At 70.9% G+C, this 23,082-nt stretch carries 20 protein-coding genes; 17 read left to right on the top strand and 3 right to left on the bottom strand.

Annotated elements, in window-relative coordinates:
• Positions 1 to 100 precede the first annotated feature (100 nt).
• Both IPG72_12615 and rimM read left to right on the top strand, forming a co-directional pair.
• Positions 101 to 325, top strand: a complete 225-nt coding sequence (locus IPG72_12615) for a KH domain-containing protein (protein MBK6769832.1) — start codon at positions 101 to 103, stop codon at positions 323 to 325.
• Positions 326 to 374: 49 nt separating this feature from the next.
• Positions 375 to 926: a ribosome maturation factor RimM gene (gene rimM, locus IPG72_12610; GenBank protein MBK6769831.1), complete on the top strand. Its 552-nt coding sequence runs from the start codon at positions 375 to 377 to the stop codon at positions 924 to 926.
• A 17-nt stretch (positions 927 to 943) separates the two neighbouring features.
• Here rimM and IPG72_12605 read toward each other — a convergent pair whose 3' ends face one another.
• Complete coding sequence (locus IPG72_12605) at positions 944 to 3,331, bottom strand: hypothetical protein (GenBank protein ID MBK6769830.1); 2,388 nt, start codon at positions 3,329 to 3,331, stop codon at positions 944 to 946.
• Between the two features lie 334 nt (positions 3,332 to 3,665).
• Between IPG72_12605 and IPG72_12600 the strand changes: the two genes are divergently transcribed.
• The 7 genes from IPG72_12600 to IPG72_12570 all read left to right on the top strand — a co-directional run bounded on the left by IPG72_12600 (position 3,666) and on the right by IPG72_12570 (position 13,529).
• On the top strand, positions 3,666 to 4,205 hold the full coding sequence (locus tag IPG72_12600) for a hypothetical protein (GenBank protein ID MBK6769829.1): 540 nt from the start codon (positions 3,666 to 3,668) through the stop codon (positions 4,203 to 4,205).
• Positions 4,206 to 4,445: 240 nt separating this feature from the next.
• Positions 4,446 to 5,597 carry a tetratricopeptide repeat protein gene (locus IPG72_12595; GenBank protein MBK6769828.1) on the top strand — a complete coding sequence of 384 codons (1,152 nt, stop codon included), beginning with the start codon at positions 4,446 to 4,448 and terminating at the stop codon, positions 5,595 to 5,597.
• A gap of 282 nt (positions 5,598 to 5,879) precedes the next feature.
• Positions 5,880 to 6,173, top strand: a complete 294-nt coding sequence (groES, locus tag IPG72_12590) for a co-chaperone GroES (protein ID MBK6769827.1) — start codon at positions 5,880 to 5,882, stop codon at positions 6,171 to 6,173.
• Between the two features lie 88 nt (positions 6,174 to 6,261).
• A complete protein-coding gene (groL, locus tag IPG72_12585; GenBank protein MBK6769826.1) occupies positions 6,262 to 7,899 on the top strand; it encodes a chaperonin GroEL in 1,638 nt (545 codons plus the stop codon).
• Positions 7,900 to 8,289: 390 nt separating this feature from the next.
• Positions 8,290 to 8,634: an RNA-binding protein gene (locus IPG72_12580; protein ID MBK6769825.1), complete on the top strand. Its 345-nt coding sequence runs from the start codon at positions 8,290 to 8,292 to the stop codon at positions 8,632 to 8,634.
• Between the two features lie 359 nt (positions 8,635 to 8,993).
• On the top strand, positions 8,994 to 11,159 hold the full coding sequence (locus tag IPG72_12575; protein MBK6769824.1) for a hypothetical protein: 2,166 nt from the start codon (positions 8,994 to 8,996) through the stop codon (positions 11,157 to 11,159).
• 189 nt (positions 11,160 to 11,348) lie between these two features.
• Positions 11,349 to 13,529, top strand: coding sequence for a hypothetical protein (locus tag IPG72_12570; protein MBK6769823.1), 2,181 nt, complete (start codon positions 11,349 to 11,351; stop codon positions 13,527 to 13,529).
• A gap of 71 nt (positions 13,530 to 13,600) precedes the next feature.
• Here the strand turns inward: IPG72_12570 and IPG72_12565 are convergent, their stop codons facing one another.
• The gene (locus IPG72_12565) at positions 13,601 to 13,990 is read right to left on the bottom strand and encodes a phage holin family protein (protein MBK6769822.1); all 390 of its coding nucleotides are present in this window, start codon (positions 13,988 to 13,990) and stop codon (positions 13,601 to 13,603) included.
• Positions 13,991 to 14,192: 202 nt separating this feature from the next.
• Between IPG72_12565 and IPG72_12560 the strand changes: the two genes are divergently transcribed.
• The 7 genes from IPG72_12560 (at position 14,193) to IPG72_12530 (ending at position 20,436) form a co-directional block, all read left to right on the top strand.
• Complete coding sequence (locus IPG72_12560) at positions 14,193 to 15,830, top strand: hypothetical protein (protein ID MBK6769821.1); 1,638 nt, start codon at positions 14,193 to 14,195, stop codon at positions 15,828 to 15,830.
• Between the two features lie 227 nt (positions 15,831 to 16,057).
• Positions 16,058 to 16,570 (top strand): Uma2 family endonuclease, encoded by a 513-nt coding sequence (locus IPG72_12555; protein MBK6769820.1) that lies wholly within the window; start codon positions 16,058 to 16,060, stop codon positions 16,568 to 16,570.
• A 219-nt stretch (positions 16,571 to 16,789) separates the two neighbouring features.
• Positions 16,790 to 17,245, top strand: a complete 456-nt coding sequence (locus IPG72_12550; protein MBK6769819.1) for a hypothetical protein — start codon at positions 16,790 to 16,792, stop codon at positions 17,243 to 17,245.
• A gap of 251 nt (positions 17,246 to 17,496) precedes the next feature.
• Complete coding sequence (locus IPG72_12545) at positions 17,497 to 18,117, top strand: Uma2 family endonuclease (GenBank protein MBK6769818.1); 621 nt, start codon at positions 17,497 to 17,499, stop codon at positions 18,115 to 18,117.
• Positions 18,118 to 18,556: 439 nt separating this feature from the next.
• Positions 18,557 to 19,099 carry a GNAT family N-acetyltransferase gene (locus IPG72_12540; GenBank protein ID MBK6769817.1) on the top strand — a complete coding sequence of 181 codons (543 nt, stop codon included), beginning with the start codon at positions 18,557 to 18,559 and terminating at the stop codon, positions 19,097 to 19,099.
• A 63-nt stretch (positions 19,100 to 19,162) separates the two neighbouring features.
• Positions 19,163 to 19,948, top strand: coding sequence for a 4'-phosphopantetheinyl transferase superfamily protein (locus IPG72_12535; GenBank protein MBK6769816.1), 786 nt, complete (start codon positions 19,163 to 19,165; stop codon positions 19,946 to 19,948).
• Positions 19,949 to 19,959: 11 nt separating this feature from the next.
• Positions 19,960 to 20,436, top strand: a complete 477-nt coding sequence (locus IPG72_12530) for a hypothetical protein (GenBank protein ID MBK6769815.1) — start codon at positions 19,960 to 19,962, stop codon at positions 20,434 to 20,436.
• On the opposite strand, the gene IPG72_12525 is transcribed toward IPG72_12530, so the two are convergent.
• Positions 20,363 to 20,854 (bottom strand): YaiI/YqxD family protein, encoded by a 492-nt coding sequence (locus IPG72_12525; GenBank protein ID MBK6769814.1) that lies wholly within the window; start codon positions 20,852 to 20,854, stop codon positions 20,363 to 20,365. The two genes, IPG72_12530 and IPG72_12525, sit on opposite strands and share 74 nt — an antisense overlap.
• Before the next feature lie 305 nt (positions 20,855 to 21,159).
• Between IPG72_12525 and IPG72_12520 the strand changes: the two genes are divergently transcribed.
• On the top strand, positions 21,160 to 23,082 hold the full coding sequence (locus IPG72_12520) for an ABC-F family ATP-binding cassette domain-containing protein (protein MBK6769813.1): 1,923 nt from the start codon (positions 21,160 to 21,162) through the stop codon (positions 23,080 to 23,082).

The raw sequence follows: 23,082 nt of genomic DNA, 5'->3' as shown, positions 1-23,082 counted from the left end.
GAGGGCGACGACGCGGCGCTGGCACTGCCGGGCATCGGGGCGAAGGCGGTCGAGGAGATTCGGGAGCGGATCGGTCAGGCGGGCTGAGATGGGCGCCGAAATGACCGAGCTCGTTCGCACGATCGCCACGGCGCTGGCCGAGAAGCCGGAGGCCATCGAGGTCTCGTCGTTCTCGAAGGGCCGGACGCACTACGTCCGGCTGAAGGTCGATCCCGAGGACATGGGGCGCGTGATCGGCCGCGACGGTCGGGTGGCCACTGCGGTGCGGTCGCTCCTGACGGCGGCGGCCGACGGCGAGCGGTGGCGGCTCGAGATCGTCGATTGAACGGCGCGGTGGCGCGCGCGGCGTCCGGGCGTCGCGTCCGGTCGGCGCGATGACCGCTGCGCGCGCGGATCGCCCCGAGTACATCGCCGTCGGTCTGATCCGGCGGCCTCATGGTCTGCACGGCGAGGTCCAGGTCGACATCCTGACCGATCACCCCGAGGCGCGGTTCAAGCCCGGGGGGACGGTCTGGGTGGCCGGCCCGGACCTCGCGCGCAGCGAGCCGCCCGGTCCGGTGACGATCGACACCGTCCGGTCGCACGACCGGCGCCTCCTCGTCCGCTTCGGCGGCGCCGCGGACCGCGACGATGCCGCCGCCCTGTGCGGCCTGTCCGTCTACGTCCCGACGTCGGACGCCGTGCCGCTGGACGAAGACGACAGCTACTACCCGCACGACCTGATCGGCCTGGCCGTCGTCACGACGAACGGCGACCCGGTCGGCCGCGTCGTCGACCTCATGAACGCCGGCGCGAGCGACATCCTGGTGGTGCGGGGCGAGCGGCAGGTGCTCGTGCCGATGATCGGGGACGTGATCGAAAGCATCGACGTCGAGGGTGGGCGGATCGTCATCGTGGCGCTGGCGGGGTTGTTGGACGAGGGGTAGCAGGCCCGTGACCCCGATCAGCGCCCCCGGTACACCCGATACGCCCGCGGCAGGAACAACCGCACCGTCAGCCCCGCGTCCCGCGTCGCGGTGACCGTCGGCGTCCGGCTGGCCGACTCGCTCGGCCGCGGCGGGCTGGCCGAGGGCGTCCCGAGGGTGGCGGTGGGTGTCGCGGTGTCGGGCGGGGGCGACGCGGTCGGCGTCGCGGATCCGACGGGCGGCGTCGTGGCCGACGGCACGGGGTCGGTCGGTCGGCCCGTCGGCGTTGCGCTCGGCGCGTCGCTGGGCGTTGCCGTTGGGGTCTCGGTCGGCGGCGCGACGTCGGGCGTTGCGGTCGGGGGCGATGTGGGCGTGTCCGACGGTGTCGGCGTGTCCGGGCCGTCCGTCGGCGGGATCACGTGGCCGTCGTCCCAGCCGAAGAGCTCGACGCGGTTGTTGCCGGCGTCGGCGATGAGGATCTTGCCGTCGCCGGCGGAAAGGCCGAGCGGGTTCCAGAGCTGACCGGCGTTCGGGCCGGGCTCGGTGCCGAACGTGGCGACGACGTCGCCGATGACCTGGGCGTCAAGCCGGGGCTGGAAGACCTGCACCCGGACGTGCTCGCGCTGGTCGTTCTCGAGGATGTAGACGAAACGGTCGTCGGCGGCGAGGGCCACGGGGTTCCACGGCAGGCCGAGCTCGGCTTGGACGGGCAGGCTGGCGCCGGGCCAGACATGGGCTGGCTTGCCGTCGGTGGTGAACGCCTGTACCCGGGACTTGCCGAACTCAAGCGTGTAGACCAGCCCGTCCGGCCCGACGGTCACGGCGATCGGGTAGCGAAGCTGGCCAGGAAGGTCGCCGGGCTCACCGACGAGGCCGAGTAAACGTCCGTCCGGACTGCGGCGGACGATGCGCCCGTTGCCTTTGTCGGCAACGAACACCTCGCCCGTCGGCCCGACCGCCAGGTCGATGGGTTCGGCGAACCCTTCCGGGTCCCGCCGCGGCTCGCCCGACCCCCACCGGTCGATCACCTGGCCATCGGGCCGGACGACGAACACGGAATGGCGCGCCGGGTCGGCGATGTAGATCCGCGCGTCGGCCCACGCCGGGCCGGTCCGCCAGACGGCAACGGCCGTCGGCTCGAGCATGCCGACCGTCTGCTGGTAGAGGCCGCCGAGCATGACGTCGGACTCGCCGCTCTGGGGGTTCATGATCAGGACGCGTCCGTTGCCCTTGTCCGCCACCACATAGAACTGCGGGTCGAGCGCGACATCCGTCGGCAGATCGAACTGCTTCCGCTCCTGGCCGCGCAGCGCGAACGGCATGAACGAGCTGTCGGCGTTCGCCAGGTAGAGGCTGTACTCGAGGGAGCGGGGGTGGGCGACGATCCCGCGCCCGTCGGACAGGAACGCCACGCCGCCCGCGATCGGGGCGCCGCGGTCGATGTCCGGACCGCCGGTGAGCTCGATCTGCCACGCCAGCCGGCCCTTGTCGTACCACGTGACCCGCGGCTCGCCCTCCGCCGGCGTCTGGTCAACGACGAGCATCTGCCCGTTCGGACCGACCGCGATGCCGTCCGGATGGAACATCGACTGCTGCGCGCCGCGGAACGTGCTCTGGTACTCGCCGTTCGGCTTGAACGCCACCACGCGGTCGTTGTCCCGGTCGGCCACCCAGACCGTGCCGTCGGGCGCCACGTCGACATCCGTCGGCTGGAGCAGCTGGCCGTTGCCGTTGCCCGAGCCGCCGAACGTGGTCACGTGCGTGCCCTCGCTGTCGAACACCTTGACCTCGTCCGTCGCCTGATCGACGACGTACACGCGGCCCTGCCGGTCCGTCGCCAGGCCGACGGGCGACTCGAAGAGCGTGTTGCCGCGGCCGCGGCCGCCCCAGCTGCCCGAGGCGCAGCTCGGGCGGTTCTCGGGCGGCAGGCAAAGCTCGGGCGTGAACCGGATCACCTTGCGCGTACCGCGGTCGACGACGTAGACGAACTTCCCGTCCGGGCTGACCGCGACATCCGCCGGCTGCCAGAGCTCGCCGCGCCCGACCGCGTCGCCGCGGCGGCCGAGCTCGCCGAGGGGCAGGGCGCTCGGGCTGAAGACCTGGACGCGGGCGTTGGCGCCGTCAACGACGTAGAACCGTCCGTCCTCGCCGTGGCTGGCGGCGATCCCGTGCGGGTCGTTCAACTGGCCGATCGGGGGCACGATCCCGAGCGAGTCGAGGTGGATGGGCGGCAGAATGGGATCGGCCTGCACCGCCGCCGAGCCCCACCACGCGCCCGCCGCCACAGGGATGCACGTAGCCAGCGCCGCCAGCACCCGCGCATGGCGCTGGCGCTGTCGCGGTCGGTGGGGGCGGGAGGCAGCGTGCCCTACAGTGGGGGCTGCATCGCCGCGGGCCGACGGGTCCGGCGGTCGCAGATGGGGCATGATCGCTCGATCGGTCCTGGCGCCCAGACGGCAAACGGAAACGGGACCGGGGGCCAAGCCAAGCCCGCATTCGGGCGGTCGTGGCGGCGATCGAACGTCTGCGAAGTGGACTCCGACGGTGCGTTCGGCCGCGGTGTGAGGTCGTTTGCCTTCACCGCTGCCCTTCGCGCCGCCCGTGTCCGCCTCGCTTCCCCCCTGTCCCATGCCCGCGCCGGCGTGGCGTTGACACAAGCGCGTGCCATTATATCGTCCGGTACTGGCCGTGTCCATGGGTTGGGGCGCATACTCTCGGCCCAAACGCCTGATCCGCGCTATTCACAGGAGTCCCGCGAAGATGTATCCCGATCCGCTCCACCCTGCCGTCGTCCATTTTCCGATCGTGCTGATGGTCCTCCAGCCGGTCGTGCTCCTCGGCGCATTCTTCGCGGTCCGTCGCGGCATGGCCGTGCGGACCGCCTGGGGCATCGCCGCGGCCTTCTCGGTGCTGCTGGCGATCTCGGCATTCGCCGCGACGTACACCGGCGAGGAGTCGGGCGAGAAGGTCGAGGAGGTCATCGGCGACCGGTTCGTGGACGAGCATGAGGAGGAGGGCGAGCTGTTCCGCAACCTGGCGCTGCTCACCGCCGCGATCGTTCTCGTCGGCCTTGTGAAGGGCAAGCCCGGTCAGGTCGCGCGCAGCGTCGCGCCGGTGGCTGCGCTCGCCCTCGTCTGGTTCGGCTACGAGGTGGGCCACTCGGGCGGCGCGCTGGTCTACGAGCACGGCGCCGCGAGCGCGTACGCCACGCCGGATCCGGCGGCGGCGGAGGGCGGGGACGAGGATGAGGCGGGAGACGAGGACGCGGACGATGAGGATGAGGACGACGACGACGACTGACGAAGGGCGACGGGGTCATGTCGCCCTGTACGCCGATCCGTGGTCCTTGGCGGCTGAAACGCATCGCTGACCGGCGTTCGTGACCTTCGCGGCGCGCGGTTGGGTGAAGTCGGCGACCGCAGGGGATTGATATAGCGGGCAGGACGACGGGCGATTCGGTCTGCTCGTCGTCCTACCGTCGACTGGGTCGGCCGAACCAGCCTTGCCCCCCACCCCCACCCCCCGCTACCATCGCCCGCCGTGTTCTTCTCCCCCGATGCCCCCCGCGACCCCCACCGCCGCAAGCCCCGCCGCTGGCCCCTCGTGGCCGCGCTGGTGCTTTTGGCGGGCGCCATCTACCTGCGCGAGCGACCGACGATCGTCCGCAATGCGATCTCGCGCTACCTGCCGTCGCCCACCCCCGGCCCGACCTCGACGCCGCCGCTCCCGGTGACGCTGGCGACGGCCGAGGCCGCGCGCACGGCCGGGCGGCAGAGCGAGGCGCTCGCGGCGTGGGCCACGGCGCAGGCGATCGACCCGACGCGGGCCGACGTGGCGTTGGCGCGCGTGCGGCGGCTGGCGGCGCGCCGACGGTACGCGGACGCGGCCGATGCGGCGGCGACGGCCGTCGCGGCGGCGCCGGACGCCAGCGACGCGCAGGCCGCGCTGGCCGTGGCGCTGGACTGGGGCGGCGACTCCGAGGGCGCGATCGACGCTGCGTTGAAGGCCGTCGACCTCGATCCAGACAACCCCGGCGGCCGTGCGGCGCTGGCTGAGGCGTACGCCGGAGCCGGCCGGTGGGACCCCGCGTTGGCCGAGGCGGAGAAGGCCGTCGAGCGCGGGCCGGACGACGCGTACGCGGCGCGGGCGCTCGGGATGGCGTGGGAGGCGCGTGGCGCGTCGGCGACGGCGCTGGAGCACTACCGGCGGGCGGCGGAGCTCGAGCCGCGGAACACGCTGTTCCTGATCGACATCGGCCGCATCCACCGCTTCGGCGGCGATGTGGCCGCGGCACGCGAGGCGTTCAAGACCGCCACGGAGATCGATCCGAGCGACCCGATCGGCTGGGACAACCTTGGGCTGCTGGACTACGACGCCGGCGACATCGACGCCGCCGAGTCGCGCTTCGAGCGCGCCGTGAAGGCCGACGACGACTACGCGCCCGGCCACGGCCACATGGGCTGGACGGCGTACGCCGCCAAGCACTGGGAAGAAGCCGCCCACCACCTCGAGCGCGCGATCGAACTCGGCGCGCAGCAGGTGGACTTCTACTACCTGCTCGGCTTCGCGCTCGCCTTCCAGGACCGCTGCGACGAAGCCAGGCCGTGGTTCGAGAAGGCGCTCGCAGAGGACAGCACGTCGCAGCCGGCGCACGAGGGGATGAAGCTGTGCTCGTTCGAGGAGGGGCCGTAAGGGCACCCACAAGGGGTGCCCATACACGGAATTCGCGATCCTCTAACGGACGTCTAATCGCCCGCACCTTGTTCGATTCGGGCTCCGCACTATACTCTCCCCGCCTGGGCGGCTGGCAAACCCGGGCCGCGACTGCTAACGCGGTCGATCGCCACCCGTAACGGACATCGCCGCCGCGTCGTCGACGTCGGCTGCGTCCGGCGGCCGGCGCACGTGCGACCGGCGCAACCCGCAAATCGCAAATCGAATCCGATCTACTAGGAGGCATGGCACGCTATGGGCATGAACTTGCAGCCGCTGGGCGACCGCGTGATCGTCGAGCCGATCGAACAGGAAGAGGTGACCGCCAGCGGCATCGTCCTGCCCGAGAGCGCCAAGGAGCGCCCGCAGCGCGGGACGATCATGGCCGTCGGGCCGGGCCGGCTGGACGAGGACGGGACCAAGCGGATCCCGATGGACGTCAAGGTGGGCGACGTCGTCCTCTACGCCCAGTACTCGGGCACCCAGTTCAAGATCGACGACAAGAAGTACCTCGTGCTGAGCGAGAAGGACATCCTGGCCCGCGTGGCCAGCTAGCGCACCCGTCGCGCCCACTTCCGTCCGCACGCTCAATCCCCACTCTCAGTCACGACCGCCCGATCGATTCTCGAAGGAGACTGCATACATGGCCAAGATCCTGGTGTTCAACGAGGCCGCCCGCCGCGGCCTGAAGGAAGGCGTCGACATCGTCGCCAACGCCGTCAAGACGACGCTCGGCCCCAAGGGCCGCAACGTGGCGCTGGCACGCAAGTTCGGCTCGCCGACCGTCACCCATGACGGCGTGACGGTGGCCAAGGAGATCGAGCTGACCGACCCGTGGGCCAACATGGGCGCGCAGCTGTTCAAGGAAGCCGCGATGCGGACGAACGACGTTGCCGGCGACGGCACGACGACGGCCACGGTGCTGGCGCAGGCGATGGTGACCGAGGGCCTGCGCAACGTCGCCGCCGGCGCGAACCCGATGCAGATCAAGCGCGGCATCGACTTGGCCACGGCCGCGATCGTCGCCGAGATCAAGAAGATCAGCCGTCCCGTCGAGGGCCGCGACGACATCGCCCACATCGCCTCGATCAGCGCGCACGACGACCACATCGGCAACCTGATCGCCGACGTGATGGACAAGGTCGGCAAGGACGGCGTGATCACCGTCGAGGAGTCCCGGCTGCTCGAGTTCGAGACCGAGTACGTCGAGGGCATGGAGTTCGACCGCGGCTACATCAGCGCGTACTTCATGTCGAATGCCGAGACGATGGAGTCCGTCATCGACGAGCCCTACGTCCTGGTGACGGACAAGAAGATCAGCGCCGCCGCTGACCTCGTGCCCCTCATGGAGCAGCTCGTCCAGACCGGCAAGCGCGACCTCGTCGTCATCGCCGAGGATGTGGACGGCGAGGCGTTGGCGACGCTCGTGCTGAACAAGCTGCGCGGCATCTTCAACTGCCTGGCCGTCAAGGCCCCCGGCTTCGGCGACCGCCGCAAGGCGATGCTCCAGGACATCGCGGCCCTCACCGGCGCCACGGTGATCTCGGACGACATCGGCAAGAAGCTCGAGAGCGCCACGCTGCGCGACCTCGGCCGCGCCGGCAAGATCGTCAGCACGAAGGACGACACGACGATCATCGAGGGCCGGGGCGACGCGGCGGCGATCAAGGGCCGCATCGACCAGATCCGCGCCCAGATCGACACGACCACCAGCGACTACGACAAGGAGAAGCTCCAGGAGCGCCTGGCCAAGATGGCCGGCGGCGTGGCGATCATCCGCGTCGGCGCCGCCACCGAGGTCGAGCTCAAGGAGAAGAAGCACCGCGTCGAGGACGCGCTCTCGGCCACGCGCGCCGCGGTCGAGGAGGGCATCGTGCCCGGCGGCGGCGTGACGCTGCTGCACGCCCGCAAGGCGCTGGCCAAGATCGACGTCCCGACGGGTTCCGACGAGGCCACCGGCGTGCGGATCGTCCTTCACTCGCTGGCCGAGCCCGTCAAGCAGCTGGTCAAGAACGCCGGCGGCGACGGGGCGGTGATCGTCGAGGAGATCCTGCGCCAGAGCGCTTCCAAGAAGTCGCACACGCTGGGCTACAACGTCCTCTCCGGCGAGTACATCGACATGATGGACAAGGGCATTATCGACCCGGCCAAGGTGACCCGCGCCGCGGTCGAGAACGCCGCCTCCATCGCATCGATGATCCTGACGACCGAGGCCCTCATCGCGGACGCTCCGGAGAAGGAGAAGCCGCACACGGACGGGCCTGGGGAGATGGACTACTAGTTCGTCGACCGCAAGCAGCCGCATGACGAGGGCGGGGGCGAGAGCCTCCGCCCTCGCGGTCTGTTACAAGATTAATGGCGAACGTCGCAATTGCAGCCAAAGTAGGGTATACTGTTGTCCATTGAGGATGTGGGTTCGACACCGAGTCGAACGTATGCATCAATGAGTTCGCCCTCCCGCTCCGTCAGTTGTCCTCTGATATCGATATGACAAGGGTCACCGCGTGATGTGCCTCCCGGCACTAGCGGCGACGGGTTCGCCCCTCTTGTGTGCCGATTCTGGGATCTCCTGTGTGTGGTGTAGGGAACCTCAGGCCAAGCTGCGCATCCCCGATCCACATCGGCGAGCGGCCAACGTGCCGCCTCGCCAAACCAGGAGGTTCTGTTCCCTATGGCCAAGAAGCTTTTTGTCGGTGGTCTCCCGTGGTCCGTGACCTCGGATGAGCTCCGCACCACGTTCGCACCGCACGGCGATGTCGCCGATGCCGTTGTGATCACCGACCGCGAGACGGGCCGCAGCCGCGGCTTCGGCTTCGTCGAGTTCAACGACGACAACGCCGCCGACGCGGCGATGCGCGCCCTGAACAACTCGTCCATGGGCGGCCGCACGATCACCGTCAACGAGGCGGGCGAGCGCCCGGCCGGTGGCGGCGGCGGTGGTCGCGCAGGTGGCGGTGGCGGCGGCGGCGGTTATCGCTCGAGCGGTGGCGGCGGCGGCGGTCGCGGCGGCTGGTAGTCCACCCCAACCACACCGCGCGCACTGCGTGACGGTGTGACGGCCTGAAGTCCCGCAAGGGACGGACGGCCAGATACAACTGAATTGCGAAAGCACACGGCCCCGGAGCAGCATTGCAGCTCCGGGGCCGTTGTTGTCGGGGTCAAAGTTGTCGGGGTCAAACCAAGCTATCGGGGTCGACCCAGGTTGCTGGGGTCGGACCAGGCGTCGACCCATGCGCTGTAACGATTCGGCGGAACCCGGATGCGCCGGTTGGTGTCAGCCGTTACGGCGTGGCCGCCGACGGGCCGTCCACGGCTCGTCGCCAAACCTGGACTCGCGGCCAACGACAGACCCGCACCGCAGACGGGAGCACCCCCATGCGTCCATCCACCACCCCCGCCGATCGCGCTCTCGTCCCTGCGATCCGGAACGCTGTCTTCTCCAGCGCCCCCGCGCTCCTCGCCCTCCTGGCGCTCCTTGCCCGCCCCGCCGTCGCCACCGCCGCAACCCCGATCTACCTCCCCATCCTCCTCGCCGCCGACCCCATCGCCCCGACGCCGCTGCCGACGCCGATGTCCACGCCCGAGCCCTCCTCGCCGCTCGCCGTCGCCGACGCGGTCGTGCTCGTCAACCCGAACGACGTGCGCGATCTGGCCGTCGACGATGCGACGGGCGACGTCTGGGCCGCGACGTACGGCGGCGTCGTGCGCTGGGCGTCCGGCGGCGTGACGGCGACGGTGACGACGGACGTCGACGACCTCTGGCTGGCGGCGGACGATGTGGCCGTCGGCCCAAACGGCGATGTCTGGGCGGTCACGGATCGGGGCGCGGCCAAACGCGCGGCGGACGGCACGTGGACGGCCGTGCAGCCGCCGCCGCTGCCGACCCCCGTCGACGGCGGCCGCACCGAACCGGCGACGCCGCGGTCCGTTGCCGTCGCGGCGGGTGGCGACGTCCTGATCGGCCTCGACGACGGCGTGGCCAAGTTGTCGCCGGACGGCCGATGGTCGCACATGCTCGGATTCCAGAATGCGATCGACCGGATCGTGCCCATGTTGAATGGGGATGTCTGGCTCAGCTCGCCCTTCGATCATGCGGCACCGCTCCATCAGGTGCGGGCGAACGGCCAGCGCCGCCGGTTCGAGATGTTCCGCGACGAGCTTCAAGTCCAGCGGCCCGTCGACATCGCGGCGGCCCCCGGCGGGGACGTCTGGGTGCTCGATGCGCTCGGCCCGCCGGTCGTGGTCGACGCGATCGACCCGGCGGCGGTCGATTCGACGTGGCGGACGGTGCCGCTGGGCGATCTCGATGCGCGGCTGCGCGACGTGTCCCGTCCCGGCCCGCTGCGGCGCCTTGCCTTTGACGCCGCGGGCGCGCCGGTGATCGCCGCCGAGGGGGCGCTGATGCTCGGCGGGGCCGCTGGAGCGGCGGCGCCTTGGTCGGTGATGGCCGTCGACGGCGGACCGCTGGCGCCGCTCCGCGAGCTGCGCGCGCTGGCGACGACACCGGACGGCGCCGTGTGGGTGGGCGGATCGGGCGGGATCGCGGTGCGCGGTCCGTCGGGCGCCCTCACGCGCCGCTCGGCGCCCGGCCTCGCGAGCAACCACATCACGGCGCTCGCGCTCGCACCGGACGGTGTCTGGTTCGGCTCCCGCTTCGGTGCCGACCGGCTGGCGCCGGATGGCAAGCTGACGCACATCGACGTCGTGGCCGCCGACGACGGGACGCCGCTGGATCCCGCGGACGCGCGCGTCGACGCGATCGTCGCCGCACCGGACGGGACGCTGTGGTTCGGCACGCCGCGCGGTGTCGTGCGGCGCACGGCGGACGGGGCGATGACGACGTTCGGCGTGAACGACGGCCTCGTGGATCCGCACACGAACGCGCTGGCGTTCGGCGCCGACGGCTCGCTGTGGTGCGCGTCCGGCCAGGCCGGACGTGCGGCCGACGGGCGGGGCGCCGTCGGGGTGAGCCGCCGCCTGGCGGACGGCACATGGATCCGCTACGGCTTCGACGACGGCCTGCCGGCGCTCGAGCCGACGGCGATCCTGCCGCGGCGCGACGGGTCGGTGTGGGTCGGCTTCGACACGCGCCTGGCGTGGCGCGACCAGCCCTTCGGCGCGCGGAACATGGCGTACCATCGCCCCGAAACGGGCTGGACGCGCGTTGCGCCGCCCGAGCCGCTCATCCGCGATGCCGTATACGCGCTGGCCGAGACGCCCGACGGCGCGCTCTGGGTCATGAGCGCCCGCGGGCTGTCCCGCCTGGCGCCCGACGGGCGCTGGACGACGTATGCCGACCAGCCGCACTGGCGCTTCGGCGCGACGCGCGACGCCGCGGCGTTGGCCGCCGGGCCCGACGGCACGCTGTGGGTCGGTGCGCGGTCGCACCCGTTGCGCGCGCGCCGGTCGGACAACGGATGGGGCGAGGTCGTGGGCGGTCCGACGCTGGGCGCGGTGAGCGAGATTGCCGTCGCGCCGGATGGGCGGGTGTGGGTCGGGACGGCGGAGCGGGGGGTGCGGGGGTTCGAGTGGGGGCCGTGAACGTGGCGAGCAGCACGTGGCGGCCTGACGCGTAACACCTGAGCAACGCCGTCCGCGTAAGCTTGGCCGCGTTGAAGGGCTTCCGCTGAGAGATGCGGTCGCCGTGACGCCGTCCGTCGCTGGCACCCTGTCGCAGGGACGCCGCAACCCACAAGCCGTCCGTGTTCGATATCGAGGAGAGTTCAACCGATGCAACGCCGCCTGATCGTGCTCGCGTTCATGCCCGCGTTCACCCTGTCCGTGCTCGCCTGCGCCGGTCGGAACGCGGGCGTGCCGTTCGAAGGTGCGCCCGTGCCGACGCCCACCGAGCTTGCGGGTACGTCGATCGCGTCCGATTCCGCGTCGCCCAGCACATCGCCCCTGACGGCCAATCGTTCCGGCTCGGGGATCACATCGACCGACGCGGTCGACCTTCCCACGCTCGCGATCGATCGCCTCGAGGCGTTCGTCGACAGCGATGACCTGACGAGCGTGGCCGTCGACCCGAAGGCGGGCGAAGTCTGGACGACGAGCGTGAGTGGCGGCGTCACCCGATGGTCAGGCAGCGGAAAGGCGCTGGCGCAGTTCACCGTCGCCGACGGCCTGCCGAGCAATGCGGCGAACGACATCGCGTTTGCGCCGGACGGCACGGTGTGGGTCGCCACCGATCTTGGGGCGGGGCGGCGCTCGCCGGATGGGGTCTGGACGACGGTGCGGCCGCCGCTGCCGTCCGACTTCCCGATCACAGTCGACCAAGGCGACGGCGACATCCGGACCGAACGCGTCGGCAACGCTTTGATCAAGGTGGCGGTTGACACGCAAGGCGGCGTTTGGTTCGGGGCGGTGATGGGCGTCGCGCGGCTGGGACCCGACGGGGACTGGGAGCAGCCGCCGTGGGGCATCGACAAGGTCAACAAGGTGGGGTGCATTCGCCCGGCGCCAAACGGCGACGTCTGGATCGGCACGCTGTACGACGGTCTCCAGGTGCGCCGGGCCGACGGGCAGTGGCAGTCATGGGAAACCATCGGGCGGCAGTCGACGCCGCGTGTCTGGGACGTCGGCATCCGGCCGGATGGGCGTGTCCTGGCGCTGCACGGATCGGTCGAGCCCGTCGGGAGTCTCTGGCGTCCGGAGATGAGCATCCTGACGGAGGATGGCCAGTGGGTATCGGTCGAACTCGGCGCGGTCGCCATGGAACCCAACGGCGAAGCGGCCTATCTGGCGCTGGACGGGCAGGGACAGCCGTGGATCGGCTGGCAGTACGGGGTCATGACCGTTCCGGACGCAGACGCGCCGGGCGGCGCGCGCGTGGAAGGGCAGGCGGAAGGCCTTCAGGTCTACACGATCTATGGGCTGACCGACATCGCGCTCGATGGCGACGGAACGGCTTGGCTGGCCACTGACGTCGGGCTGTACGAGCGAACGCCAGACGGGCGCTACAGCCGATTCCAGGCGGCCGCGATCGGCGACGCCGGCGGCTCGGTCGTCGCGGCATCGCCGGCCGGCGTCTTTCTGGGCGGCGGGGACGGCATCGTCGAGCGCCGGGCGGCCGGGAGCTTGGCGCCGTTCGATCCGTCCGACACGTACGATCTCTCGATCGTCGACGACATCGCGATCGGCGCGGACGGAGCCGTGTGGGTGGCCACCGGCGGCGGCGTCGTCGGACGGATGAAATCGGGTGCGCTGCCGCTGCGCATGAGCGTCGCCGAGGACGACCCGCGCGGGCGCGTCACGGCGCTTGCGATCGACGCAGACGGCTCGGTGTGGTGGCTGGCCCCGTACACACAGGTCCAGATCGTCTGTACGACTGCCGACGACCCGTTCTTCCGGTGCTTCGGTCCGGCCGATGGCCTGCCGGCGAACACCCCTTCTGCGATCGCGGCGGGGAGCGACGGATCGGTGTGGGTGGGCTTCTACGGTGATGACGATGCCGGCGGCGGGGGCGCGACGCAGGAACTGGCGCGCTACGCGCCGGGCCAAGGTTGGCAGAGGATCGGGCTGCCGGCGGGCGCCGGTGCCGGCAGCGCCTTCGCGCTGGCCGTCGAGGGTGACGGTGCGCTGTGGGTGCGGACGGCGGCGGGACTGTCGCGTCGCGACAAGGCGGGCGCCTGGACGACGCCGGAGCAAGACCCCTCGCTTGCTGCGCCGTTCATCGACCTCGAGACCGAGGACCCGAGCCGAGCGTTGGCCGTCGGTCCGGACGGCAGCCTCTGGGTCGGCGATCTGCCGGACGGGCTGCGCGTCCGGCTGCCGGATGGGTCATGGCGCGCGCTCCGCAGCGGCGACGGGCTGGCGGCGACCCACATCACGGACTTCGCGTTCGGCCCGGACGGCAGCGTCTGGCTGGGCACCGCACACAATGGTCCGCGGGTCCTCGTCCGTTCCCGGTGACCTCGGGCGCGCTTCGCCGCACGTGGCGCCCGCGCCGGTGACGCCGGCGCGGCCACCCCACCGCACCGGCGTCACCGCCGCCGGCTGCCCTTGTCGCTCCCGTTCAGCAGCCCGTACAACACCCCGCCGACCAAGCTGATCACCACGCTACCGAGCACCGCCGGGATGAACCCGTCGACCGTGAAGCCGTAGCCGGCCCACTGGGCGAGCTTGCTGGCGAGCAGGAGCATGCCGGCGTTGATCACGAGCAGGAACAAGCCGAGCGTGAGGAACGTGATCGGCAGCGTGAACAGCGTGATGATGGGCTTGATGAACGTGTTGACGAGGCCGAGGATGAGCGCCAGGACCGCGTAGACGAGCCACGGCGATTGGCCGGACAGCGCGACGTCGATCCCGTTGATGTAGCGGTCGGCCACCCAGATGGCGACGGCGGTGGCGGCGATCCGGATGATGAGCTTCATCGGACATCCTTTCGAGGGACTTGCTGAGAGGCTTGCTGAGGGGCGAGGCGTGGGAGGCGATGTCACCGGCTGGTCCGGGGCGACATGTCGCCTTGTTGGCGCGCCGAATGTCGATAGGATCACGTCGTGTCGCGGTGGCGCTGATGCGCCCGCCATCGCCGCACGACCGGATGCCGCCGACGATACCACAAAGGAGACACCCATGAAACGATCCACCCTCCGATCGGCGCGACGCCTGGTCGCCCGCATCGTCCGGCGCGGCGCCGTTGCCGCCGCGCTCGCCGTGGCGCTGGCCGCCGTTGCCGCCGGTCCGGCCGTCCCGCCGGCCCGCGCGGCGCGCATGGCCGTGCGCACCGCTGCGCACACCGCCGCCATCCAGGGTGCCGGCGCAACCGGCATCCAGGTCCAGAACCTGGACTTCACGAACGTCGCGACGGCCAAGATTCAGTTCTACGGCCGCACCGGCGCGCCGATCGAGATCACGCGGATCATCCTGCCGGGCACCGCGGCCAACGTCTACCTGCCGCTCGTCCCCGGCCTGGCCAACGGCGCGTACGCCATGGTCGTCAGCGCCGACCGCCCGATCGCGGCACTGGCCCGGACGGACTGGGAGACGACGCGCGCGGCCGGGATCTACTCCAGCGTCGTGCCGGGGAAGACCGTCGTGCTGCCGCTGGTGGTGGCGGACTACTACGGCCAGACGTCGCTCGTGTCCATCCAGAACACGGATACGGCCGCCGAGCACTCGGTCCACGTCGAGGTGAGGGGGATGGGCGGCGTGACGGCGTTCGCGACGGCCGACCTGCACGTCGCGCCCGGTGCCGCGGTCACGATCGACTTCGAGCGGGATGCCGACTTCCGACTGCTGGCCGATGCGTCGCCGAACGGCTTCCTCGGCTGGATGCGGATCACCAGCGCGGCCGACGTCGCAGTCCAGTCGTTCATCGACGTCGCCTCCAGCGAGAAGGCGGTCTACGCGTTCGAGGGGATTCCCGACACGCTGCTGGCCACTGAGCTCAACGCGCCCCTCGTCCGCAAGCGCCAGGCGACGACCGTCGGACTGTACGACACCGGCATCGCGGTCGTGAACCCGGGCGCCGCGGCGACGACGGTGCGCGTGCACTACGATGGCAGCACGGGCGCGTGCGCCGGCCAGTCGTTCGACGAGGCGCCGGTGACGGTGGCGGGCGGGAGCGGGGCGACGATCTACCAGGGCACCTCGGCCGTGCTGCCGGACAACTGCGTCGCCTCGGCCCGGATCACGGCGGACGCACCGATCGCCGCCGTCGTGCTCGACGCCAAGGACCTGACCATCCAGGGCGCGGCCTACAGCGCCGTGCCGAATCGCGAGGCGGCGCGGCGGGTGGTCCTGCCGCTCGTGCGGCGCGGGCACACGGCCATGCGGTTGACGACCGGAATCCAGGTGACGAACGTCTCAGACGAAGCGGCGCGCGTCGATCTGGCGTTCGCAAGCGACACCGGCGTGCCGCAGACGTCGTGCGGCGCGCCGTGCAGCGTGGCGATCCCGGCGCGGGCCAGCCGCACGTTCTACCCGTCGGCCGCGTTCAACGCGATGCCGGCCGGCACGTACGGCTCGGCGGTCGTGACGAGCGATCGGCCGGTCGTCGTGCTCGTGAACGACATCTCGGAGAACGACACGTCCGACGCGGCGACGTACATCGGGCTGGCGGCGGGGGATCCGGCGGCGGGGGTAGCGGTCAACGGTGGCGGCGCGCCGGGGCACCCGTCGCTCGCGGCGCTCGGATTCGGGCGGGCATGTGCGGGGTGCGGGACGGGGGCGGCGATGGCGTATCGCGCGTTCCTGGCGGTGGGGCGGTAGGCTGCGACGCTCTCAGGGATGGCGCGAGGGCGCTGTAACCAAGTTGTCGCGGATGTGTCGTCGGCACCCTGTCAGACGGGCGGCTGAGCCGCTACGCTGGCTGCTATGCTTGTGCGACACATCCCGCGACGCCCCGATTCAGGATGGAGCCGATGGCCGTCCGAGCCGCTGATGCACCCGTGCGCTCCCGCAGACAGGTTCGGTGGCGGTTCACCGCCGAGCAATACGTGGCCCTGTACGCTACCGGCGTCCTGCCGTCCGATCAGAACACCGAGCTGATCGAAGGCGAGATCTACGTCGTGCCACCGCCAGGCCCGCTGCACGCTTCGTCGAAGACGTTCCTCTTCCACCAATTCGTCCTGCACCTTGGCGATCGCGGCGTCGTTTGGGTCGAGGATGCCGTACGACTGGGTGATGACTCGATCGTCCAACCCGATGTCGCCATCCTGCGGCCTGGACTGCGCCAGTACCGCCGCCGTGTGCCCGACGCTGCGGACGTCTTTCTGGCCGTCGAGGTTGCCAGCACGTCGCTGGCGAACGACCGCCGCCGAAAGTTGCCGTTGTATGCCCGCCACGGTGTGCCTGAGGTCTGGCTCGTCAGCCTGCCGGAGCAGCGCCTCGAGGTGCACCGCGACCCGCACGGTCGCCGGTATCGCGATATCACCGTTCTCAAGGCGGGCGATGTGGCTGCTCCGCTTTGTGCGCCTGACATCGAAGTGGACGTTGCCGAGTTGCTGTGAGTGCGGCTTCGGGTGAGGTCGGCGGACGGCAGCACGCTGGACGCGGTGTTGGGCAGGGCATACGGCACGGCGCAGGGGTACAGGCGACGGATTAACGGTTGCGCGGCGGCCGCGCGGCGGTTTCCCGACGTCGCGGGATCGACGTTGCCCCCTATGCTGGGCGTGCGCTCGCACCCTTCGACTTGACCCGCGAGCGCTCACCGGTAGGAAGGAACGTTCATGACAAGCTGGATCAAGGCGATCAACGCCTACCGCCCGCGCCTCTCCGGCGCACCACCGATGGAGATCGACGAGCTGGCCGCGCGGCTCTCCATCGGAACGCTCGTCACCCAGCCGATCGCCCAGATGGTTCTCCAGGAGCTGGCGCGCGAGCTGGCCGAGCAGCTGAGCGCTGGCGTCCGCGTCCGCCTGCCCGGCATCGGCATCTTCAGCCCGCACATCCGCCTGGACGGCTCGATGTACCCGAGCGTCCGCCTCGACAAGTCGCTCCGCGCCGCGGTGTCCCACGTGGACGCGTTCCACGGCGGCGTCGTGCGCCGCGAGTCGATCGGGATGGACATGGCGGCGCTGAAGGAGCGGTGGGACCGGGAGCACCCGGACGATCCGATGGACATGCCGGTCAAGGGGGTTGGGGCTGGGGCCGGAACCGGGACCGGAGCGACGAAGGTGGCGTGAGGCGGCGCGCGTTTGGATGGGCCGATGCGATCGGCCCGGCCGATGGGGACAACTGAATAGGGGCATCGAGAGGAGCCGTCCCGATGGGGGCGGCTCCTCTGTTTGGCTCGCGGCGAGCACGTGGCGCGGCAATGTCGCCAAGCTGTCACCGACCTGTCGCGCGCGACCTGTTGCCACGGCTGTTTGGCCGATATGCTCGCTGCTATGCTTGTGCGACGTACCCGCGAGACGCCCCGATCAGGATGGAGCCGATGGCCGTCCAAGTTCCTTCCATGCCGCTGCGTGCGCGCCGGCAAGTCCGCTGGCGGTTTACTGCCGACCAGTACTTGGCGCTGTGCGACACCGGCTTCATTCCGCCCGATCAGCACACCGAGTTGATCGAAGGCGAGATCTTCGTGGTTCCGACGCCCGGACCTCTCCACGCTTCGTGTCAGATGGCCCTGACCCGCCTATTCATGGCACGGGAAGGGGACCGATTCGTCGTCTGGACTGAAAACGCGGTCCGCCTCGGCGATGACTCGGTGGTCCGACCCGATGTCGCCCTCCTGCGCCCTGAGCCCAACGAGTACTGCCTCCGAGTGCCCAACGTCTCCGACGTCCTGCTGGCCGTGGAGGTCGCCAACACCTCGCTGTCCCACGACCGCCGCCGCAAGCTGCCGCTGTACGCGCGCCACGGCGTGCCCGAGGTCTGGCTCGTCAGCCTGCCGGAGCGGCGCCTCGAGGTCCACCGCGACCCGCATGGGCGGCGGTATCGTGAGATGATGGTGCATGGCGATGGCGAGCGCGTGGCGCCGATGTGCGCGCCGGCTGTGGCGGTGGACGTGGGGGTGGTGCTGCGGGTGCGGTTTCGGGAGGGTGGGGAGCAACATTGATTGTGGTCGGGATTCAATGTTGATTCTGGGTGAAGAGCAATGTTGATTGTGGTCGGGATTCAATGTTGAAATCGGGCGATGAGCCATGTTTCTCTTCGGCGGCGGGCAATTGACCGTGCCGGGCATCGGTCTCTCATCCCCAAGATGGCTGGCCTCGGCAACCTCGGCGATGGCGGATGACGTGAGGATTGAACGAGCCTGTACAAGGCGCTCGCGCCCGGCGCGAAGCCGCGGTATGACACCGTGCTCAAGGTGCTTCGGGCGTTGGGCGTGAGACTTACCGTCAACGCTTAGGTCCAGGGTCTCCGACAACCATCGGCCCCGCGCAGTTGGCCATCGACCTTGACCCTCCCAGGTGTCCGGCGCACCCAAGCCCCGTGCTATCGTCGTCCCGACGCCAGGTTTGAGGGCGTACGTGACCCGCCCCCCGAGGACCCCCATGCCCCCCACATTCCGCAAGGCCGCCCCCGCCGACGCCCTCCTCCTCGCGCGCATGCGCTGGGACTTCCGCGCCGAGGGCGGCGAGGTGCCCGTCGAGTCGTTCGACGCGTTCGAGCGGCGGTTTCTGGCGCACTTCATCACCGGCGTGGCCGACGGGACGTGGACGCGCTGGATCGCCGAGGCGGACGGGTTGATCGTGAGCACGATGTCCGTGCACAAGATATCGCCCGTGCCCCGGCCGTGCCGGACGTCGGACCAGTGGGGGTACGTGACGGACTGCTACACCGTGCCGGCCTACCGGAACCAGGGCATCGGCGCGGCGCTGCTGGCACATGTGGTGGCGTGGGCGCGGGAGCAGGACTTCGAGGAGCTGATCGTCTCGCCGGCCGAGCGGGCGAAGCCGTTCTACGAGCGGGCGGGGTTCGGGGTGGACGATGACTTCCTGTTGCTGCGGCTGCGGGGGGACGAGGAGGCGGTGCCGGTGGGTTCGACCTCCAAGTCCGATGCCGAGCGCGTCCGGGACGATATCATGGGCCTATGACATCATCGCCCTATGACAACATCGGCCGATGACCCAAGCGCGCCGACGCGTTGAGCACGTAGCGTGACCGTGCCTGACGGCGCGATCGATGCCCGTGTCTGGCTGCCGCCGCCGAGCGACCTCGTCCTCGCGCCCGGCGACGTCCACGTCTGGCGCATCGAGCTGGATCTGCCGGGCGTCGATGTCGCCGCGCTCAACGCCCTCGTCCTCGCCCCCGACGAGCGGCTGCGCGTGGCGCGCTTCCGCCGCCCGATCGACGGCGTGCGCTTCTGCGTGGCGCGGGCGCGGCTGCGGCAGGTATTGGCGCGATATGCGGGGTGTGCGCCGGGCGACGTCGCGTTCGTCGTGGACGACCTCGGCAAGCCGCACCTGGCGACGGGCATCGACCGGGCCGATGGCCTCGCCACTGCCGACCTCGCGTTCAACCTCAGCCACTCGGGCGGCCTCGCCCTCGTCGCCGTGGCGCGCGGCTGCCGCGTCGGGGTCGACGTCGAGACCGGGCGCGGCCACAACGACCTGGCGGCGATCGCGGCGCGGTACTTCTCGCCGGTCGAGCAGACCTATCTGGCCGGGCAATCGGCTGACGGCTGGCGCGACGCGTTCTTCACGCTCTGGACGGCCAAGGAAGCGTACACCAAGGCGATCGGCGCCGGCCTGTCGGCAGGCTTCACGCGCTTCGACGTCGACGTCCACGCGGATGGATCGCTGACGCTCGGCGGCACGATCGCCGACGACACCTCGACCGGCGCGTGGTCCGTGCGACGCCTGACGCCCGGCCCCGGCTACTACGGCGCGCTGGCCGTCGATCGACCCGGCCCGTCGCTCGCCTGCTGGCGATGGCCTGCGTGATTCCCTCTACGATGAACCCGTACACCGCGCACCTGCAGTCGCTGCTGCCGCCCGGCCGTGCTGAGGACATCGCCTTGGCCGAATTCGTCGCCGGCTGGGACCGCGTCGAGGCGTTCGTGATCCGCGTCTTCCGCGCCAACATCGCCGACAGTGCGGACGCATCCGAGTGGGACGAACTGCGCCGTGCCCTCGCCGCGCGCCACGCCGCGTTCGCCGACATCCTCGCCGTTCACTGGCCGCTCGCCCTCGTCGCGGGCGAGCGCTGCGCCGCCGACCCCTTCCGCGCGTTGCTCGACGTCGCGACGGCATCGTCCTTGGTCGCCAACCGGACGGCCATGCAAACGCTGCCGGCGGCGCGCGAAGCGTTGAACCGCTGGCTGGTGGCGCTGGCGGACGACGCCGTCGACCCGCCCGTCACTCCGCCCGCAGCGCCGCCTGCACCAGCTCATCCAACTTCTGCAGGAACTTCGACCGGTCCCGCGGCGTGAACGGCGGCGGACCGCCGGTCATGACGCCGCCCTCGCGCAGGCTGGTCAGGAGGTCGCGCGTCGCCAGCGCGTCGCCGACGTCGTCGGGCGTGAACACGCGGCCGCGGGGGCTGAGGGCGCGGGCGCCGGCGGCGACGCAGCGCGAGGCGAGCGGGATGTCGGCGGTCACGACGATGTCCCGCGGTCCGACGTGCTCGGCGATCCAGTCGTCGGCCGTGTCGAGGCCGCTCCGGACGACGATGCGCTCGACGCCTTCCATCGGCGGGCCGCCGAGCTGGGTGTTGGCGACGAGGATCACCTTCAACCCGTACCGCCGCCCGACGCGGTAGACTTCGTTCTTCACGGGGCAGCCGTCGGCGTCGACGACGAGCGTCGGGGGTCGCGGGTCGGGCGGTGCGGGCGGGGCGGGGGGTGGCATGGGGCGATTGTAGGGGCTTCGCCTCTGGTTGGACGGGTCCCACCGTGCTGCGCATCCCGACGAAGGCCCCCTCCCTGGCCGGCTTCGCCGGCCTGTCCCGCCCCCAATGCTGGGGGCGGGACCCATTGCGATCTACACAGAACGCGATTGCGGGTCCTCCTTACCCCTCCACCTGCATTGGGGGAGGGGTCGGCGCGCGAAGCGTGCCGGGGGCGGGGGCGTGGGCCATCGCCCTCCGTGCCGCGCAGGGTACCGCCCTGCCCCCATTTGCCCCGCCCCCTCCCCCCACTTACAGTACCCTCCCCATGAACCTCGTCACCCTCGAGCACATCGCCAAGCAGTTCAGCGAGCGCGTCCTGCTGGACGACATCGACCTTCGCCTGAACACGGGCGATCGGATCGGGCTGATCGGCATCAACGGCAGCGGCAAGACGACGCTGCTGCGGATCGTCGCCGGCGCGGAGCCGCCCGATGCCGGTACGGTGACGGTCTGGGGCGGCGTGCGCGTCGTCTACCTGCCGCAGGAGCCCGTCCTCGATCCGTCGCACACCGTGCTCGAGGCGGTGTACGCCGCGGACGCGCCGGTGTTGTCGCTGCTGCGCGACTACCACGCCATGAACGTCGCCCTCGTGGCGGCGCCGGACGACGCAGCCGGGCAGGCGCGGCTGTCGCGGTTGGCGGCGGAGCTCGATCGCACGTCGGGCTGGGCGGCGGAGGCCGAGGCCAAGGCGGTGCTCCACCGGCTCGGCATCACCGACGTCGATGCCCGCGTCGGCACGCTGAGCGGTGGGCAGCAGAAGCGGGTCGCGCTGGCCAAGGCGCTCATCGATCCAGCGGACCTGCTCGTGCTCGACGAGCCGACGAACCACGTGGACGCGGAGACGATCGCCTGGCTGGAGCAGTACCTGCTGCGCAGCCCGCGCGCCCTGTTGATGGTCACCCACGACCGCTACTTCCTCGACCGCGTGGCGAACCGCATCCTCGAGCTGGATCGGCGGCAGCTCGTGAGCTATCCCGGCAGCTACCGCCACTACCTCGAGCAGCGCAGCCAGCGCCACGAGCGGCTGGCCAAGATGGAGGACACGCGCCGGGGGCAGCTGCGGCGCGAGCTGGAGTGGCTGCGGCGGGGTGCCAAGGCGCGCAGCACGAAGCAGAAGGCGCGCATCCAGCGGGTCGAGGAGATGCAGCAGATCCAGTATGACAGCGGCGAGGACCGCGTCGCGCTGGCGCTGGCGGGCCGACGGCTCGGCAAGCAGGTGCTGGCGGCCACCGGGATCGGCAAGGTGTTCGATGGCCGCGCCGTCCTGTCCGGCGTCGACCTGAGCCTCGGTCCCGGCGACCGAATCGGGATCGTCGGCCCGAACGGCGCCGGCAAGAGCACGCTGCTCGACATCCTGGCCGGCGTGCTCGACGCCTCCGAGGGCGACATCAAGTGGGGCGAGACCGTCGCCGTCGGCTACTTCGACCAGCGGAGCGCGGCGCTGCGCGACGACATGAAGGTGATCGACTACATCGACCAGGAGGCGCCCGTCATCCGCATGGCGGATGGGTCCCAGGTGACGTCCTCCCGGATGCTGGAGTGGCTGCTCTTCCCGGGACCGCAACAGCACGCCCAGATCGGCAGCCTGTCCGGCGGTGAGCGGCGGCGCCTCTACCTCCTGCGCACCCTCATCCACCGCCCGAACGTGCTGCTCCTGGACGAGCCGACGAACGACCTCGACATCGAGACCCTCGGCGTCCTCGAGTCGTTTCTCGACACGTTCACCGGCACGGTCATCGTCGTGAGCCACGACCGCTACTTCCTCGACCGCGTCGTGGACCAGCTGGCGGTGCTTGAGGACGGGCGGCTGCACGTGGGCTACCCGACGCCGTTCGAATCGTTCCTGCGGATTCGCGGCGAGCAGCGGGCGCAGGCGGCCACCGGCGCCGCGTCCACCGCCGGCGTCCGCGCGCCCGTCAAGGTCGACGGCCGTGTCCGCGACGCCAATGCGCCGTCGCCGTCGCCATCGTCCCGCAAGCGCACGTGGAAGGAATCGCGTGAGCTCGAGGGCCTCGAGCAAACGATCGCCGACCTCGAAGCCCGCCAAAAGGCGCTGACCACGGCCATCGAGACGGCCGGCAGCGACTTCACGCGCCTGCAATCGCTATCCGACGACCTGGCCACGGTCGCCGATGCCCTGGATGCCGCCACGGAGAGGTGGTTGGCGTTGAGCGAGTTGGCGGGTTGA

It is taken from the genome of Candidatus Avedoeria danica, assembly GCA_016703025.1.
GTDB lineage: Bacteria > Chloroflexota > Anaerolineae > Epilineales > Epilineaceae > Avedoeria > Avedoeria danica.
This window is presented reverse-complemented; position numbering and strand designations above follow the sequence as displayed.